At 68.7% G+C, this 14207-nt stretch carries 13 protein-coding genes; 5 read left to right on the top strand and 8 right to left on the bottom strand.

The window, feature by feature from the left end:
• Nucleotides 1–71: 71 nt before the first annotated feature.
• Genes AVR91_RS11460 through AVR91_RS11470 form a run of 3 tightly spaced genes read right to left on the bottom strand, consistent with a single transcriptional unit; the run spans nt 72 to nt 3345 of the window.
• Entirely contained in the window at nt 72–995 is a 924-nt protein-coding gene (locus AVR91_RS11460; RefSeq protein WP_063275208.1) for a VOC family protein, read from the bottom strand.
• 1 nt (nt 996) lies between these two features.
• Complete coding sequence (locus AVR91_RS11465; RefSeq protein ID WP_063275207.1) at nt 997–1854, bottom strand: fumarylacetoacetate hydrolase family protein; 858 nt, start codon at nt 1852–1854, stop codon at nt 997–999.
• Between the two features lie 42 nt (nt 1855–1896).
• On the bottom strand, nt 1897–3345 hold the full coding sequence (locus tag AVR91_RS11470) for an amidohydrolase family protein (protein WP_063275206.1): 1449 nt from the start codon (nt 3343–3345) through the stop codon (nt 1897–1899).
• Between the two features lie 104 nt (nt 3346–3449).
• Between AVR91_RS11470 and AVR91_RS11475 the strand changes: the two genes are divergently transcribed.
• The 4 genes from AVR91_RS11475 (at nt 3450) to AVR91_RS11490 (ending at nt 7265) form a co-directional block, all read left to right on the top strand.
• Nucleotides 3450–4139: a GntR family transcriptional regulator gene (locus AVR91_RS11475; protein WP_063275205.1), complete on the top strand. Its 690-nt coding sequence runs from the start codon at nt 3450–3452 to the stop codon at nt 4137–4139.
• An 82-nt stretch (nt 4140–4221) separates the two neighbouring features.
• Nucleotides 4222–4812 carry a TetR/AcrR family transcriptional regulator gene (locus tag AVR91_RS11480; RefSeq protein ID WP_063275204.1) on the top strand — a complete coding sequence of 197 codons (591 nt, stop codon included), beginning with the start codon at nt 4222–4224 and terminating at the stop codon, nt 4810–4812.
• A 454-nt stretch (nt 4813–5266) separates the two neighbouring features.
• Entirely contained in the window at nt 5267–5830 is a 564-nt protein-coding gene (locus AVR91_RS11485; protein WP_063275203.1) for a hypothetical protein, read from the top strand.
• Nucleotide 5831: 1 nt separating this feature from the next.
• Complete coding sequence (locus tag AVR91_RS11490; protein WP_063275202.1) at nt 5832–7265, top strand: dihydrolipoyl dehydrogenase family protein; 1434 nt, start codon at nt 5832–5834, stop codon at nt 7263–7265.
• An 80-nt stretch (nt 7266–7345) separates the two neighbouring features.
• Here AVR91_RS11490 and AVR91_RS11495 read toward each other — a convergent pair whose 3' ends face one another.
• The 5 genes from AVR91_RS11495 to AVR91_RS11515 are packed head-to-tail and all read right to left on the bottom strand — an operon-like array spanning nt 7346 to nt 12674.
• Complete coding sequence (locus tag AVR91_RS11495; protein ID WP_063275201.1) at nt 7346–8551, bottom strand: PucR family transcriptional regulator; 1206 nt, start codon at nt 8549–8551, stop codon at nt 7346–7348.
• A 19-nt stretch (nt 8552–8570) separates the two neighbouring features.
• The gene (locus AVR91_RS11500) at nt 8571–8936 is read right to left on the bottom strand and encodes a RidA family protein (RefSeq protein WP_063275200.1); all 366 of its coding nucleotides are present in this window, start codon (nt 8934–8936) and stop codon (nt 8571–8573) included.
• The gene (locus tag AVR91_RS11505) at nt 8933–10171 is read right to left on the bottom strand and encodes an NAD(P)/FAD-dependent oxidoreductase (RefSeq protein ID WP_228709185.1); all 1239 of its coding nucleotides are present in this window, start codon (nt 10169–10171) and stop codon (nt 8933–8935) included. The genes AVR91_RS11500 and AVR91_RS11505 overlap by 4 nt, the downstream gene beginning before the upstream one ends.
• Nucleotides 10168–11112 carry a dipeptidase gene (locus AVR91_RS11510; RefSeq protein ID WP_063823170.1) on the bottom strand — a complete coding sequence of 315 codons (945 nt, stop codon included), beginning with the start codon at nt 11110–11112 and terminating at the stop codon, nt 10168–10170. The genes AVR91_RS11505 and AVR91_RS11510 overlap by 4 nt, the downstream gene beginning before the upstream one ends.
• Nucleotides 11112–12674: an amidohydrolase family protein gene (locus tag AVR91_RS11515; protein ID WP_143253962.1), complete on the bottom strand. Its 1563-nt coding sequence runs from the start codon at nt 12672–12674 to the stop codon at nt 11112–11114. The genes AVR91_RS11510 and AVR91_RS11515 overlap by 1 nt, the downstream gene beginning before the upstream one ends.
• Before the next feature lie 104 nt (nt 12675–12778).
• Between AVR91_RS11515 and AVR91_RS11520 the strand changes: the two genes are divergently transcribed.
• Nucleotides 12779–14173 (top strand): serine hydrolase domain-containing protein, encoded by a 1395-nt coding sequence (locus AVR91_RS11520; protein WP_063275196.1) that lies wholly within the window; start codon nt 12779–12781, stop codon nt 14171–14173.
• Nucleotides 14174–14207 lie beyond the last annotated feature (34 nt).

Below are 14207 nucleotides of genomic sequence, written 5' to 3' on the forward strand. Positions count from 1 at the left end.
CGATCAGGCGCGGGGTTTCCGGCGCCTGGGGTCTTTTCTCGATCTTCCGGCGGCAGCCTGCTCGGCCGCGGTCACCGGGAGGGGGCGTGCTGTCCGGTCATGAGCGCGGCGAGGTCGTCCGGCTCCAGGAACGACGGCGGCGGTGGCGGGCCCCAGCTGAACAGGCCTTGCGCGCCTTCGAAGACCTCCGGGGTCCAGACCTCGTCCTCGGGGATGCAGTCCATGTCGGCGTAGTACTCGCTGAAGTTGCCCGCCGGATCCTTGAGGTACCAGAAGAAGTTGGACCCCGCGTGGTGCCTGCCGAGGCCCCAGACATGCCGGCCGGGATCGCCTACCAGCATCGCCTTCGCTCCTCGCCCGACGTCGTCGATGTCGTCGACCTGCCAGGACGTGTGGTGCAGGAAATTCACCGGTGCGGCGAGCGCCAGCACGTTGTGGTGATCGACCGAGCAGCGCATGAAAGCGCCCTTGTCCCCGATGTAATCGCTGACCTTGAAACCGAGTCCCTCGGTGAAGAACCCCATGGTGGCTTGGAGATCGGTCGTGCCCACCACGCAGTGCCCGAGTTTCCTTGGCCGGATCGGGTCCTCGCGCAGCACTCCGGGTGCGCGGCCGGACCGCTCGATGCGGCCGGGCCCGTTGTAGGGGGTGCCCGGGACGGGCAGCTGTACGATCCGCGGCGCGATCTCGACACGGACGGTGAAGCCGGAAACCGGCTCGATCGCGGTGACCGCGGTGCCGTCCGTGCCGCCGGCGACGCCGAGGCGGTCCAGCCGCGACGCGGTCCGTGCGACATCGTCGACATCGTCGACCCCCACCCCGAGTTCGAGCACCCGCCGGGATACGGCGTGCCGGACCCGCAGCTGCTCGCCGCCTTCGCGAGTGCTGAAGGCCCCGTCACCGAGGTGAGTGAGACCGAAATCGGTGTAGTAGTCGATGGTTTCCGCGACGTTCGGCACACCCATCGTGACCTGGGTAAGGCGGTGCATGCCCATGTCAGTCCTCCTGTGCGGCAACGAATGTCTGGCGCATCTCACCGATGCCTTCGATCCAGCTGACGAGGTGTTCGCCGGGCCGCAAGAACCGCCTCGGCGTGCGGCCCATGCCCACGCCCGCCGGAGTCCCGGTGAAGACGAGATCACCCGGGAACAAGGTGATGGTTCGCGAAAGCTCGGAAATCAGCCTGGCGACCGGGAAGATCAGCTCACGGGTACGGCCGTCCTGCACCGTCTCGCCGTCGACCGCGCAGCCGAGCGCGAGGTCGTCCCGGTCCGTCAGCTCGTCCGGCGTGACCAGCCACGGCCCGACCGGCGCGAAGTTCGGGAACGACTTGCCGAGGCTGAACTGCGGGACGGGACCGGCCAGCTGCGAGACGCGCTCGGAGAGATCCTGCCCGATCGTCACCCCGGCGACGTGGTCCCACGCCTCGGATTCCGCGACGCGGGTGGCCGTCCGGCCGATGACGGCGACGAGTTCCACCTCCCAGTCCACGTCCCCACCGGCCGGAAGCACGACCTCCGCGTCAGGACCGGTCAACGCGGACACGAACTTGGTGAACGTCGGCGGAAGCCCGCCCGGTGCCTCGAAACCGGACTCGGCGGCGTGGGCGTCGTAGTTCAGGCCGATCGCGACGATCTGCCGCGGGGCCGGTGACGGCGAGCCCAGCCGCGCACGGGTGAAGATGACGCCGGGTCCGGCAGGCGGTTGTTCCGCCCACGCCCGGAACCCGTCCCAGTTTTCGTAAACGGACGCGAGGCCTGGGCCGAACTTGCCGCCGGAGGCCGTGTCGACGTCGATTCCGGTGTCGTCGGCGGTCAGCAGCACCGCTCGTCCGTCCACATTGGCCAGTCTCATGATTTTGCCTTTCCGTTGAAGGGAACACGCGCCACCGCACGTTCACCGCTTCGCCATCGAGTCGCTGTGCGTGGCCGCTGACCGGTAGTCGGTGTAGGTGTAGGGGTTGTCGAGGACCTTGGTCTCGGGGATCTCCGGGTTCATGCCCTCGTGCCAGGCCTGCTCGCCGAGTTCGGCGCGCAGGTAGTCGACCGTCGCCTCGACCGCACGACGTGCACCGGCCAGGTCGACACCGACGAGGTGGCCCGCGCGCTTCACGATCCGGCCGTCGACCAGGACCGTGTCGACATCGGCACGCTGGGCGTGCAGGACGACGTGTCCGTGGGGGTTCAGCAGCGGCGTCATCGCCGGTGAGTCGTCATTGCGGACGAGCACGAGGTCCGCTTTCTTGCCGACCTGGACACTGCCGATCTCGCTGTCCCGCCCGAGTGCTCGTGCTCCGCCTCGCGTGGCCCACTCGACGACCTGCTCGGCATGCAGGGAAGCGTGGGTGACGGTTTCACCGCGAGCGTGCGCTTCCTGGTGCTCGTAGGCGCGGGCGGCACCCAGCGTCGTACGCATGGCGGAGAACAGGTCGCCGCTGCAGAGCACGCAGCTGTCCAGCGACAGCGACACCGGGATGCCGTGGGCAAGCAGGGCGGCTGTCGCGGGATAGCCCTGTCCGGCGTTCTGCTCGCTTTCCGTGGACACCGACACCGATCCGCCGGTCGCCGCGATGCGGGCGTAGGAGTCCGCCGAAAGCGTCGAGGCGTGCACGTACACCGTCCTGGCCTCGCCGTAGCCGTGCTCGTGGATCAGGCGGACGGCGTCGTCGCCGGTCGCGCCCCATACCCCGGCGTGCGTGGTCACCGCCAGGTCGAGCGCACGGGCGACTTCGAAAGCCGGCTGCTCGGGGAAGCCGGGATCACCGGTGACATCAAAGGCGATCTGGAAGCCTTCGAGATCCCCGGAGCGACGATCGAAGAACTTGCGGAATTCGGGTGTGCCGGTCCAGTTCGCGGGCGCGTCCTGGATGTTGCCGTACGCCAGCACGAACCTTCCCGGCACCGAGGCGAGCGCGTCGACCGCGGCGTCGGCGTGATCGGTGGTCTGCAGGCCGTGCGACCAGTCCACGCAGGTGGTGACCCCGGCGTCGAGCGCCTCCAGCGCGCCGAGGAGGTTCCCGGCGTGGATGTCCTCCGGCCGGAACTTCGTGCCCCAGTTCAGGTAGTACCACACGAAATACTGCGTGAGTGTCCAGTCGGCGCCGTATCCGCGGGTCGTGGTCTGCCACATGTGCCGGTGGGTGTCGACCATCCCGGGCATGACGACGCCGCCGCGGGCGTCGATCTCGTCCGTGCCGTCGGGAACGACGAGATCGACACCGATGGCCGCGATGCGGCCGTCGACCACGAGCACGTCGTGGCCTTCGAGCACGGTGCGGCCGGAATCCATGGTGAGGACCGTCCCGGCACGGAGAACGGTCGGGCGTCGAACGTCGTTCGCGGGCATCGATGGCTCCTCGTTCGGCAGGTGGATCTTGCTGGGCTGTTTTCGAAACTACGCCAAACTTTCGAAAGTTCAAGAGGTATTCGTAAAGTGCTACGGTGTGTGGCATGACCAAGAGCGGCGGGGCGACTCGTACGGACGGCATCCACCAGGCGTTGCGCGCCGACATCCTCGCGGGCAGGCTGGCGCCGGGCGGGCGGCTCAAGTTCCCGGACCTGGCCGACCGCTACAAGGTGAGCGTCGGCGCTACCCGCGAGGCGCTGACGAGGCTGGTCGCCGAAGGGCTGGTGGTGGCCAGGCCGCGTCAGGGTTACTTGGTGCGGCCGCTGTCCCATCAGGATCTGGCCGAGCTGACGCAAGCGCGGGCGGAGATCGAAGCACTGGTACTGGGGCTCTCGGTGCGGGAAGGCGACACGCGCTGGGAGGCCGATGCCGTTGCCGCGCACCACGTTCTGGAACGCACGCCTTACCGCGACCCGGCGGATTCGGGCCGCCTGTCCGAAGAGTGGTCGCAGGCACACGCGGCCTTCCACCACGCGCTGCTGACCGGGTGCGGGAACCAGCGGCTGCTCGACACGGCGCGGTCGTTGCGGCAGGAGGCCGAACTGTACCGGCAGTGGTCGGTGACTTTGGGCAACGAGCCCGGTCGCGACGTCGCCTCCGAACATCGAGCGCTGCTCGACGCCGTCCTCGCGCGCGACGCCGACCACGCGCAGAAACTGCTGCGCGACCACATCGCCCACACCGCCCGGCTGCTGATCAGCGGCGCACCGGATCAACCCGACCAGGCCGAGTGAGTGGTACGCCTGATCGGTCTGACTCGTTGTCCGCAACATCTAGCGCGCGATACCGATCGTTCTATCCGTTAAGCTTGGTGGAATGGTGCGCAACGTTCGTGGTCGGGTATCCGAAGCGCGGTCAAGGCTGCTTGCGACGGCCACCCGGCTCTTCTACGCCGAGGGGCTGCACGCGGTGGGGATCGATCGGATCGTCGCGGAGGCCAATGTCACCAGGGCCACGCTGTATCGGCACTTCCCGAGCAAGGACGATCTCGTCGTGGCGTACCTGCAGGGTGTCCACGCGATGGAGCGCGAAGGTTTCGACAAGGCGCTCGCCAGTGGTTTACCGGCAGACGCCACGCTGCGGGTTGTCGCGAAGTCGATCGCTGAGGGCATCCGGTCCGCCCAGTTCCGCGGATGCGCCTCGCTCAACGCGGTGGCCGAGTATCCGGACCCCGAGCATCCCGCTCATCAGGCCGTGCTGGCCCACCGCGAATGGTTCCTTGGTGCCATCACCGCCTTGCTCGCGCAGGTCGGCGAACACCCGCCGGAACTCGCGGGACGGCACTTCGTGATGATGCGCGACGGCGCGATGGCCTCGGGGTGCCTGTCGGATCCGGCCGAGGTCTGCGACACGTTCCTCCAGGGAGTCGACGGGATTCTGCAACACCGCATCGCTTCGTCGAAGTAGCGCCGACGGCACTATCGAGCCGCCCGCGATGTCATCGGACCGGACACCGTGCACACGGGCAAGAATGGCAAGCGATTCGCCCAGGTCTTACGAATCCAGGCCGACTGGGATGACGCGCCGGACGTTGTGAGCTCTCCTCGGTCCAGGCGGCGGTAGATGCATCCGGGAAGTTCCGCCGCCCTGGCCCACGGGACGGCGGTGTGTGCCCACCGCAAGCGAAGATCGAGCCATGCGGCGTGTTCGTCACTTCACCAAGGCGCAGCTCCGGTCGAAGCCTGAAGGGGACGTCGAGCGGGCGCTACAACGCTTCGGGCGGCCGGCTCAGGGGTCGCCATGTTCTCTGGCTGTAAGAATTTGGATAGAACGATCTGTCTTGACTGCGCGACCGGTACCCGCCACTCTGAGATAGAACGTTCGGTCTTGCCGGGGAGCTTCCCCGCAGCTTGAAGGGATCATGGTGACTACTGTCGACACGCCTGCCATTGGTGGGTTCGCTCCGGCGCTGCGCCGGCTGTATTTCGTGCGGTTCGCGTTCGCCATCGTGTGGGCGGTACTGGTCTTCGTGACGACCAAATCGGGCTTGGGCGCGGTGGGCGTCGTCCTGGTCGTCGTGTACCCGCTGTTCGACGTGGGCGCCGCCGTCGTGGACGCCCGGTCGGCGAAGGGCGCCGGCCCGGTCCGCGGGCTCTACGTGAACATGGCGATCAGCCTGCTCGCCACCATCGGCGTGGGCATCGCCGCCACGTCGGGTATCCCGGCGGTGCTACGGGTATGGGGTGCCTGGGCGATCGTGGCCGGTCTCGTCCAGCTGATCGTCGGCGTCGCCCGCCGCCGGATGGGCGGGCAGTGGCCGATGATCCTCAGCGGCGGCATCTCCGTGCTGGCCGGTGCCAACTTCGTCATCAGCGCCTCCGCGGCGGACCCGGCGCTGTCCGGGGTGGCCGGTTACGCCGTGCTCGGCGGCATCTTCTTCCTCGTCTCGGCGATCCGACTCAGCCGCGCCGCGAAGGGAAACTGACGTGACCGCCTACGACGTCCTCGTCATCGGGGCCGGGCCGGTCGGGGAGAACGTGGCCGACCGAGTGGTGCGGGGTGGCCTGACCGCCGCGATCGTCGAGCGCGAACTCGTCGGTGGCGAGTGCTCCTACTGGGCCTGCATGCCGACCAAAGCGCTGTTGCGCAGTGGCGCGGTGCTGCGCGCGGCCCGCCAGGTGCCCGGCGCGCGGGAAGCGGTGACCGGCGAAATCGACGTGGCCGCCGTGCTCCGCCGTCGTGACGATTTCGCGTCTCACTGGAACGACGAAGGCCAGGTATCTTGGCTCGACTCGGCAGGCGTCCCGCTGTTCCGCGGACACGGCCGGATCGGCGGCGACCGGGTCGTCGAGGTGACCGCGGCCGACGGCACCACCACGACGCTGACCGCGCGGCACGCGGTCGTCGTCGCCACCGGCAGTAGCGCACTGGTCCCGGACATCGAGGGGCTGCGTGACGCGAAGCCGTGGACGAGCCGCGAACTGGTCGCGGCGAGAGAGATCCCGGCCCGGCTCGCGATCATCGGCGGCGGCGTGGTGGCCACGGAAATGGCGACCGCGTTCAGCAGCCTGGGAACATCGGTGACCATGCTGGCCCGCGACGGCGTGCTGCACCTCAACGAGCCGTTCGCCGGCGAGCAGGTGACAGCCTCGTTGCGGGACAAGGGGGTGTCGGTCCGCATCGGTGCCGAAGCCGGATCTGTCCGGCGCGACGACGATGGCACGGTGTCCATCATCCTCACCGACGGCGAGCGGATAGAAGCCGACGAACTGCTCGTCGCGATCGGCCGGACCCCGAACACCGAAGACGTCGGCCTGGACAACCTCGGACTGAAGCCGGGCGCCTGGCTCGCCGTCGACAGCACGATGCGGGTCCTCGCCGAGGACGGCGCCACGCTCGGCGACGGCTGGCTCTACGCCGCCGGCGACGTCAACCGGCGTGTCCTGCTGACGCACCAGGGCAAGTACCAGGCACGCGCGGTGGGTGACGTGATCGTGGCCCGCGCGAAGGACGAGCCCGTGGACGACGCTCCCTGGGGCCGTCACGCGACGACCGCCGACGAACGCGCGGTCCCGCAGGTCGTTTTCACCGAACCGGAAATCGCGTCGGTCGGCCTCAGCGCCGCCGGCGCCGCGGCCGCCGGGCTGCGAATCCGGGTCGTCGACTACGACTTGGCCGCCACCGCCGGCGCCGCCCTGCACACGGACGGCTACCAGGGGCACGCGCGGATGGTCGTCGACGAGGATCGCAAGGTGATCATCGGCTGCACCTTCGTCGGACCGGATGTCGCGGAGATGATCCACGCGGCGACCATCGCGGTCGCCGGCGAGGTGCCGCTGGACCGGCTCTGGCACGCCGTTCCGGCCTTTCCCACCGTCAGCGAGGTGTGGCTGCGGCTGCTCGAAGCCTACGGCCGCTGACCCACCCGGCCGACGCCCCGGCCTCGCCGCGATCTGGCGAGCCGGGGCACCGGCACCCGGTTCCGAGTTCACCGGTCGCGTCAAATGTCACCGAGGAGCCTCGCGGCCTTGATGCCGAGATGCAGGACGAGGCGGCGTTCCCCGTCGCTCAGGTCGAAGCCGGTGAGCTCCTCGATGCGATGGAGCCGGTGGTAGATCGTCGCCCGGTGCACACCGAGACACTCGGCCACGGCACGGGAGTCGCCCGCGCGGTCGAGGAAGGTCTCCGCGGTGACGAGAAGCGCGGGATCGGCGTCGAGAAGCGCGGTGATCGCCTCCGCGACACCCATGCTGCGGAGTTGCTCGCGCGGTTGAGCGGCCAGCAACGCGTAGATGCCCAGCGCTTCGTGGCGGGCGACGGGCCGGAACCCGGGGATGACGTCGGCGACCCGGATCGCGTCGAGAGCCTGCCGGTACGAGGTCGCGGCGTCGGCCAGCCGCGCCGCCGGACGGCCCACCCCGGCGACCACGGCCCGCCAGCGATCGGCACGCCCCAGCCCCCGCACAGCCGACGAGCACAGCTCCTCCGCGACCCGAGGAACCCGCTCGATCGCCCGCTGCGTCACGACCAGCAAACCGTGGCCCGGGCGAACCAGGACCATGCTCTCGCGGAACGACATCGCGTTCGATGCCGTACGAAGAGCCGCTCCGATTGCCAGACGATCACCCTCGTCGACCTCCTGACCGGCTACCGGCAACGGCGCGACGACGATGGCGACGACGCCGCCGCGCGCCGCGAAGAGGTTTGATTCGACGAGCCCGTCGGCAGCGAGGGTGCGAGCCACACGGTCCTCCGACAGCAGATCCCGGAGGAACTCCCCGACGCGGGCGTCGTGCAGCTCGCCCAGAGCCCGCTCACGGAACAGCACCTCCGCGGCTTCGCCTGCCGCGACACCGGCGAGAGCGAGCCCGGCGTCGTCCACCTGCTCGTCGGCGTCGATGAGCCACAGGTAGCCGAACTGAACACCCTGGAACCGGATCGGGATCGCGACCCTCGGCAGCAGGTCGAGCTCCGCGGAAGCGGGAAGGCGTACCGGGCCGTCAGCGCGGGAGAGCCGAAAGCGCCGTAACCACGCGACCCCCTCCGGCGGAGCCTCACGGTTCAGGACCACCCGCGCTCGCATATCGTCGATCGGACCAGCCTGCGCACTGTAGGCGAGCAGCCGGAAATGGACGTCGTCGACCGCGACCGCCCGGCCCAGCTGCCGAGCCAGGGCGTCCACCACCCGCTGCAGGTCTTCGCTCACGAAACCTGAATGTAGCCGTTCAGGGAGCACCGTCGAGCCATGCGACGACGTCCAGCTCGACACGAAAGGGTGGGACCAGCTGCGCGCCGATCGTCGTCCGGGCCGGGCGCATGTCGGGGAACTCCTCCGTCCAGACCTCGTTGTATCCGGGGAAGTCCGCGAGGTCAGCCAGGTAGGCGGTGACCTTGAGGATCTGGTCCGGTCGCGCGCCTGCCCCGGCCAATACTCGTCGGACGTTCGCGAAGGCCGCGCGGGCCTCGTCGTGGAACGCCCCGGTCACCGGCCGCCGGCTCTCGTCGACACCGACCTGGCCCGACAACAGCAGGAGATCGCCCTGCCGCCGGAAAGCCGGCGCGGGCGGCGGGGCGATCGCGTCTTCATTCATCGAAGCCTCCGCAGCGGATCGAAAGGAGTCAACTCGGATGCGCCGGTACCGCACATGATCTGCCTGGCCAGCAGCTTCCCGGTGACCGGTCCCAGCGTCACCCCCCACATGCCGTGACCACCCGCGACGTGGACGCCCGCGACCTTCGTCGCGCCGATCACCGGCAGGCCGTCGGGCGTCAGCGGCCTGGGCCCGACCCACGGTTCGCGAACATCTTCCCAGTCGGCACCATCGATCAGGGGGCGGATCGAGCGCAGGATGGCGTCCAGGCGGCGACCGTCGAACGGCGCGTCCCGGTCGGCGATCTCCATGGTGCCCGCGACTCGGACCCGGTCTCCGTACGGCGTCAGAGTCACTCGGGCACCGGGCAAGTAGACCGGACCGGTGAGCGGTTCGGCTAGCCGGATGCTGCACGAATAACCGCGCCCGGCCTGCACCGGTACCCGCACACCCAGTCGGCGACCCAGCTCCGGCAACCACGCACCCGTCGCGAGCACGACGGCGTCGGCCCGGTGCGGCGGCCCCGCCCAGGTGTCCACCCGCGGCCCGCCCGGCCCGAATCCGATCGACCGCGCCTGGACGTCCGTGACGATCTCGCCACCCCGCTCGTGCACCGCCTCGGCGAGCGCGTCGAGGAACGCGCCCGGTGCGACGAACCGCTGCCCCTCCAGATGCAGGACCCGCGCGACCTGGTCGGAGAACGGAGCCTCGTACCCCGCCGAGATCCGGTAGGACACCTCCTGCCCGGAGGCGCGGGCGTGGGCGAACTCGTGCTCGAACCCCGCGGTGTCTTGGCCGGCGGTGAACCCGATCCGAAAGGTCCGCTCGTGGACCTCCGCCGCGACACCGCCATTGGCCAGTTCGTCGAAAGCGCCGAGGCCTTCCATCGCCAGCGGCCCGAGCGCGGCCATCCCCCGCCGCCACCGAGACACTGTCGCGTTGCGGGCGAACCCGGCCAGGAACGCCACCTTCACCGCGGACGGCCGCCCGGTCACCGAGACCGGCGAGCCTGGGGTGAGCAGGCTTCGTACGCCCTCCCGCAGCAGTGCCGGCTCCGCCAGCGGCGACACCATGGCCGGAACGAGATAGCCGGCGTTGCCCCACGAGGCGCCCGCCCCGACCTCCGACCGCTCCAGAACGGTGACCTCCGCACCGTGCTCCTGCAGGAACCACGCACACGAGAGCCCGACGACGCCGGCACCTACGACCACAACGCGCCGAGGTTGTCCTTTCACCGCCACACCTTCTCCGCCACACGCAGGAAATTCCCGCCCAGGATCCCGGCTACGGCCTCCGGCGCGTGGCCTCGGTCCAGCAGGGTCGCGGTGATGGCAGGTAGGCGCTCCGGCTCGATGAACTCCAGCCGATCCCACTGCGAATAGCTCGCCGGGAACAGCTCGGGATTCGCCGCCAGCTCGGCGTCGACCTGGTCGAAACAGAAATCCAACCCGAGGCCCACGTGTTCCCAGCCGATCAGCTCCACGGCGTGCTCGACGTGACGGACGAGCGCCTCGGTGCTCGCGTCGTTGGCCCCCAGGAACATCCCCACCCCGTTGATCCCGACGACCCCACCGGTCGCCGCGCAAGCGAGCATCTGGTCGTCCCGCACGTTGCGCGCGTCGTCGTATACCGCCCGCGCGGCCGTATGGGACACCACCACCGGTGCCGCCGACGCCGCGAAGACGTCCATCGACGTCCGGTACGAGCAGTGCGCGGTGTCGACCACCATCCCCACCCGGTTCATCTCGGCCACCACCTCCCGGCCGAACTCGGTCAGGCCGCCGTCGGTTTCGTCGTGACAGCCCGAGCCGGCGGCGTTGCGCTGGTTGTAGGTCAGCAGCATGGTGCGCACACCCAGGTCGTAGTAGGTCCGCACCAGGTCGACCCGCCCACCCAGCGGGTTGGTGTCTTCCAGGTCGAACGCGACAGCGAGCCGTCCGGTGGCCTTGGCCGCCCGCACGTCCTCTGCCGTGCGGGCGAGGACGTAGCGGTCGGGCCTGGCGAATAGCTTACGTCGGAACCCCGACAGCACCCGGATCGTGGCCGCGACGTCGTGCGGCGCGTAGCCGACGTTCACCGACACGAACGACGCCCCCGACTCGGCGTACCGCCAGAGCGCGTCGACATCGGCGTCCGGGTCGAGCGGAAGGCAGCAGTGCTGCTCCCACACCACCATCAGTGGTCACCCGTCAGGCACGAGGGGCAACCCGGCAGGCGCGCGCCGTGATGAAGGGCTTTCTTGTAGTGGGCCTCTTCCTCCAGCGTCGGAGGAAGGTCCGCGGTCAGCAGCGGCTGCTCCGGGAGCGCGTCGAGGTCCACCACGGCGCCGTCCTTGATGACGGCGCGGATGCTCTGGTAGTTCTTGGCGCTCCGCAACGGATCCGCGTCAAGGACGACCAGATCCGCGATCTTGCCCGCCTCGATCGTCCCGAGGTCGTCGTCGACCTGATAGGCCTTGGCGATGTTGAGGGTCGCCGCATGCAGCAACGCGATCGGCGACATGCCCTTCTCCTCCATCGCCCTGAGCCAGACGAAGTGCCCCGTCGCCAGGCGATTCAGACCCTCGTCTTCGGGCAGACCGTTCCAGGTGCCCTTGACCATCGGCTCGTTCATGACTTCCGGGGCGAAGATGCCGCCGTCGTTGGCGAGCAGGATCGACGCCCCCGAGTCGACGAGATTGCGGGCGTTGACGTCCGAGGCCTTCCAGATCGTCCACTCGGGGTCCGAAATGGACTCCTTCAGGATCTTGAATCCGTTGTCGGTGAGCGGGAAGACGACGGCGCCGCAGTTCTTCTCGGCGAGGAGCTCGAGGGTCTCGCGCGGGATCTCGGTGGGGCCGGTCGTGTTGCAGTGCTGCACAAGGTCGCAGCCCGCCTCGATCGCCATCCGCAGGCCCTCGACCGACGAGGTGTGGGCCTGCGCGGTCAACCCGGCTCGGTGAGCTTCTTCGACGATGACGCGCTGCGTGCGCTCCGAGAACTGGATGAAGGCGCCGGCCGAGGCCCCGCCGTGCTCGTTCGACGCGTACTTGACGAAATCCACCCCGCGCCCGATGTACTCGCGGACCTCCTTGCCGACCGCCTCGGGCGTCAGCCACATCAGATGCCGCCCGACGTTCTCGACCCACGTCGCGTTCACCCGATCGACGAAATGGGAGCTCCCGACGCCGGGGATCCTTTTGTCGAAGTCCTCGGAGAACGGGCCGTCGAATCCGACGATGTTGCCGGCGCAGCGAATACGACTGCCGGATGTCACGCCCCGGTCGATCCGGTCACGCGCCGACATCAGCGCACGTCGTGGCCCCCAGGTGTCGAAGACCGTCGTCATCCCGTTTTTCAGCGCGACCTGTGCGGCCTCGACGATCAAATCCTCGTAGCGTCCTTCGTACCGGACGAGCGTCTCGAAGAGAATGTTGACCAGGAGATGCACGTTGGCGTTCATCAGCCCGGGGATGACGAACTTTCCACTGAAGTCGACGGTTTCGGTGCCCGCCGGGACAGGCAGCGCATCCTGGCGGTCGATCGCCACGATGCGGCCGTCCTCTATCAGGATCGCGCGACCGTCGATGCCTTTGTCGGAAACGCCGTCGATGACGGTCGAACCAGTCAGCAGGAGTGACATCGTCTTCCTTCCGTGGTCCAGCACGCCGTGCTCCTCACGCCGTCTCATCACGTTAGATCCGGAGGTGCCACGCAGGTATGGACAGGAGTCGCGAGGCCACCGCGGCCGATTCGACAATCGTCGCAGACGGTGCGCCTCTCTTGAGACGATTGACGATGGCCGGTGCCACGGTCGCCTGTCAGGATCGGAGTACCGAGCACCTCCGGGGAGGACAGCACCCGATGATCACATCGAACGAACTCGCGGATCGTCTCTCGCGACTGGCGGAGAAGTTCACCGTGAGCGGCGCGTCGGCCGCCCTGTGGCACGACGGCACGCTCGTCCGGGCCGAGACCGGCACGGTCAACGTGGTGACCGGCGCCCCCGTGCTGCCCAGTACTCTCTTCGCGGCCGGATCCGTCACGAAGGTGCTCACCGCGTCACTGGCGATGACCCTGGTGGACGAGGGGCGGCTCGACCTCGATGCGCCCGTGCTGAAGTACCTCCCCGGCTTCACCACGGCAGACCCCGGCCGCTCCGCGGCGATCACCGTGCGCATGCTGCTCGACCACTCGTCCGGCCTGCCCGGCAACTACATGCCGGACCTGGCACCGGGCGAGGACGTGCTCGAACGGCTGATGCGAGAGCTCGCGACGCTGAACGTCACGGGCGTCCCCGGCCGGCGGTTCTCCTACAGCAACATGGGAATGAGCACTCTCGGACGACTGGTGGAGGCGATCACCGCCGAACGCTTCGACGTCGCACTGAGTACACGCGTTCTTCGGCCGCTCGGCATGGTCGCGACCGCGGACGCCGAGGAAATGCTCCTCCACTCCACCGCTGTGGGGCATGTCGTCGACCCGGCGAGCGGGACCGTCTCCCGGGTCCCCCGCCTGCGTGTCTGGCCCGAATACGGTCCGGCCGGTTCCCGTTTGTGGCTCGACGTCGAATCGTTGGTCCGCTTCGGCCGGATGCACATCGACGGCCTGACACCCAATGGACACCGGATCCTTTCGCAGGCGGCCGTGGAACAGATGCGCACGCCCAGGTACGACGACTTCTGGGGCTGCCTCCGCGGGTGCGCGAACTTCGGACTCGGTTGGGGCCTTCTCCGGGAGGGTGACGACCCGGTCCTGACCCACTCAGGCGCCAACCTCGGCATGCATTCGACCCTCTCTGTCATTCCCGGACAGAAGGTCGTGCTCGCGGTACTCACCAACAGCGCCACCGGGGCGATGCTGCATTCCACCCTGTGCACCGAGCTCCTCGACGAGTTCTTCGATGTCCGGAGCCCAGCTGCCATCAGCCCGCCCGAGGAGATCACCGAAGTCGACAACGAGCGGTTCACCGGGCTCTACCGGGCCCCCGACGGTCAGGTGTCCGTCGAGACGCATGATGGCCGTCTCCATGCCCGGTTGATTCCCGACCCCGGACTGGCCGAATGGGACCGGCTGATGGGCAGTCCCGCCGGCAGCGGTCAGGCCATGCCGATCATGTGCGTCGACCATGAGCGGAACCGATTCGTCATCGACGTCGGCACCCCGGGGAATTTCGTACCGGTACAGTTCTACGAACCGGACCTGGACGGACGTCCCACCCTGGTACGACTGGGGACGCTCTACGAACGAACGCCGTGAGCGCGTAGTCCTCTCAGAATTTCCAGCACAAATG

This window comes from Amycolatopsis keratiniphila subsp. keratiniphila (genome assembly GCF_001620365.2).
Classification (GTDB): domain Bacteria; phylum Actinomycetota; class Actinomycetes; order Mycobacteriales; family Pseudonocardiaceae; genus Amycolatopsis; species Amycolatopsis keratiniphila.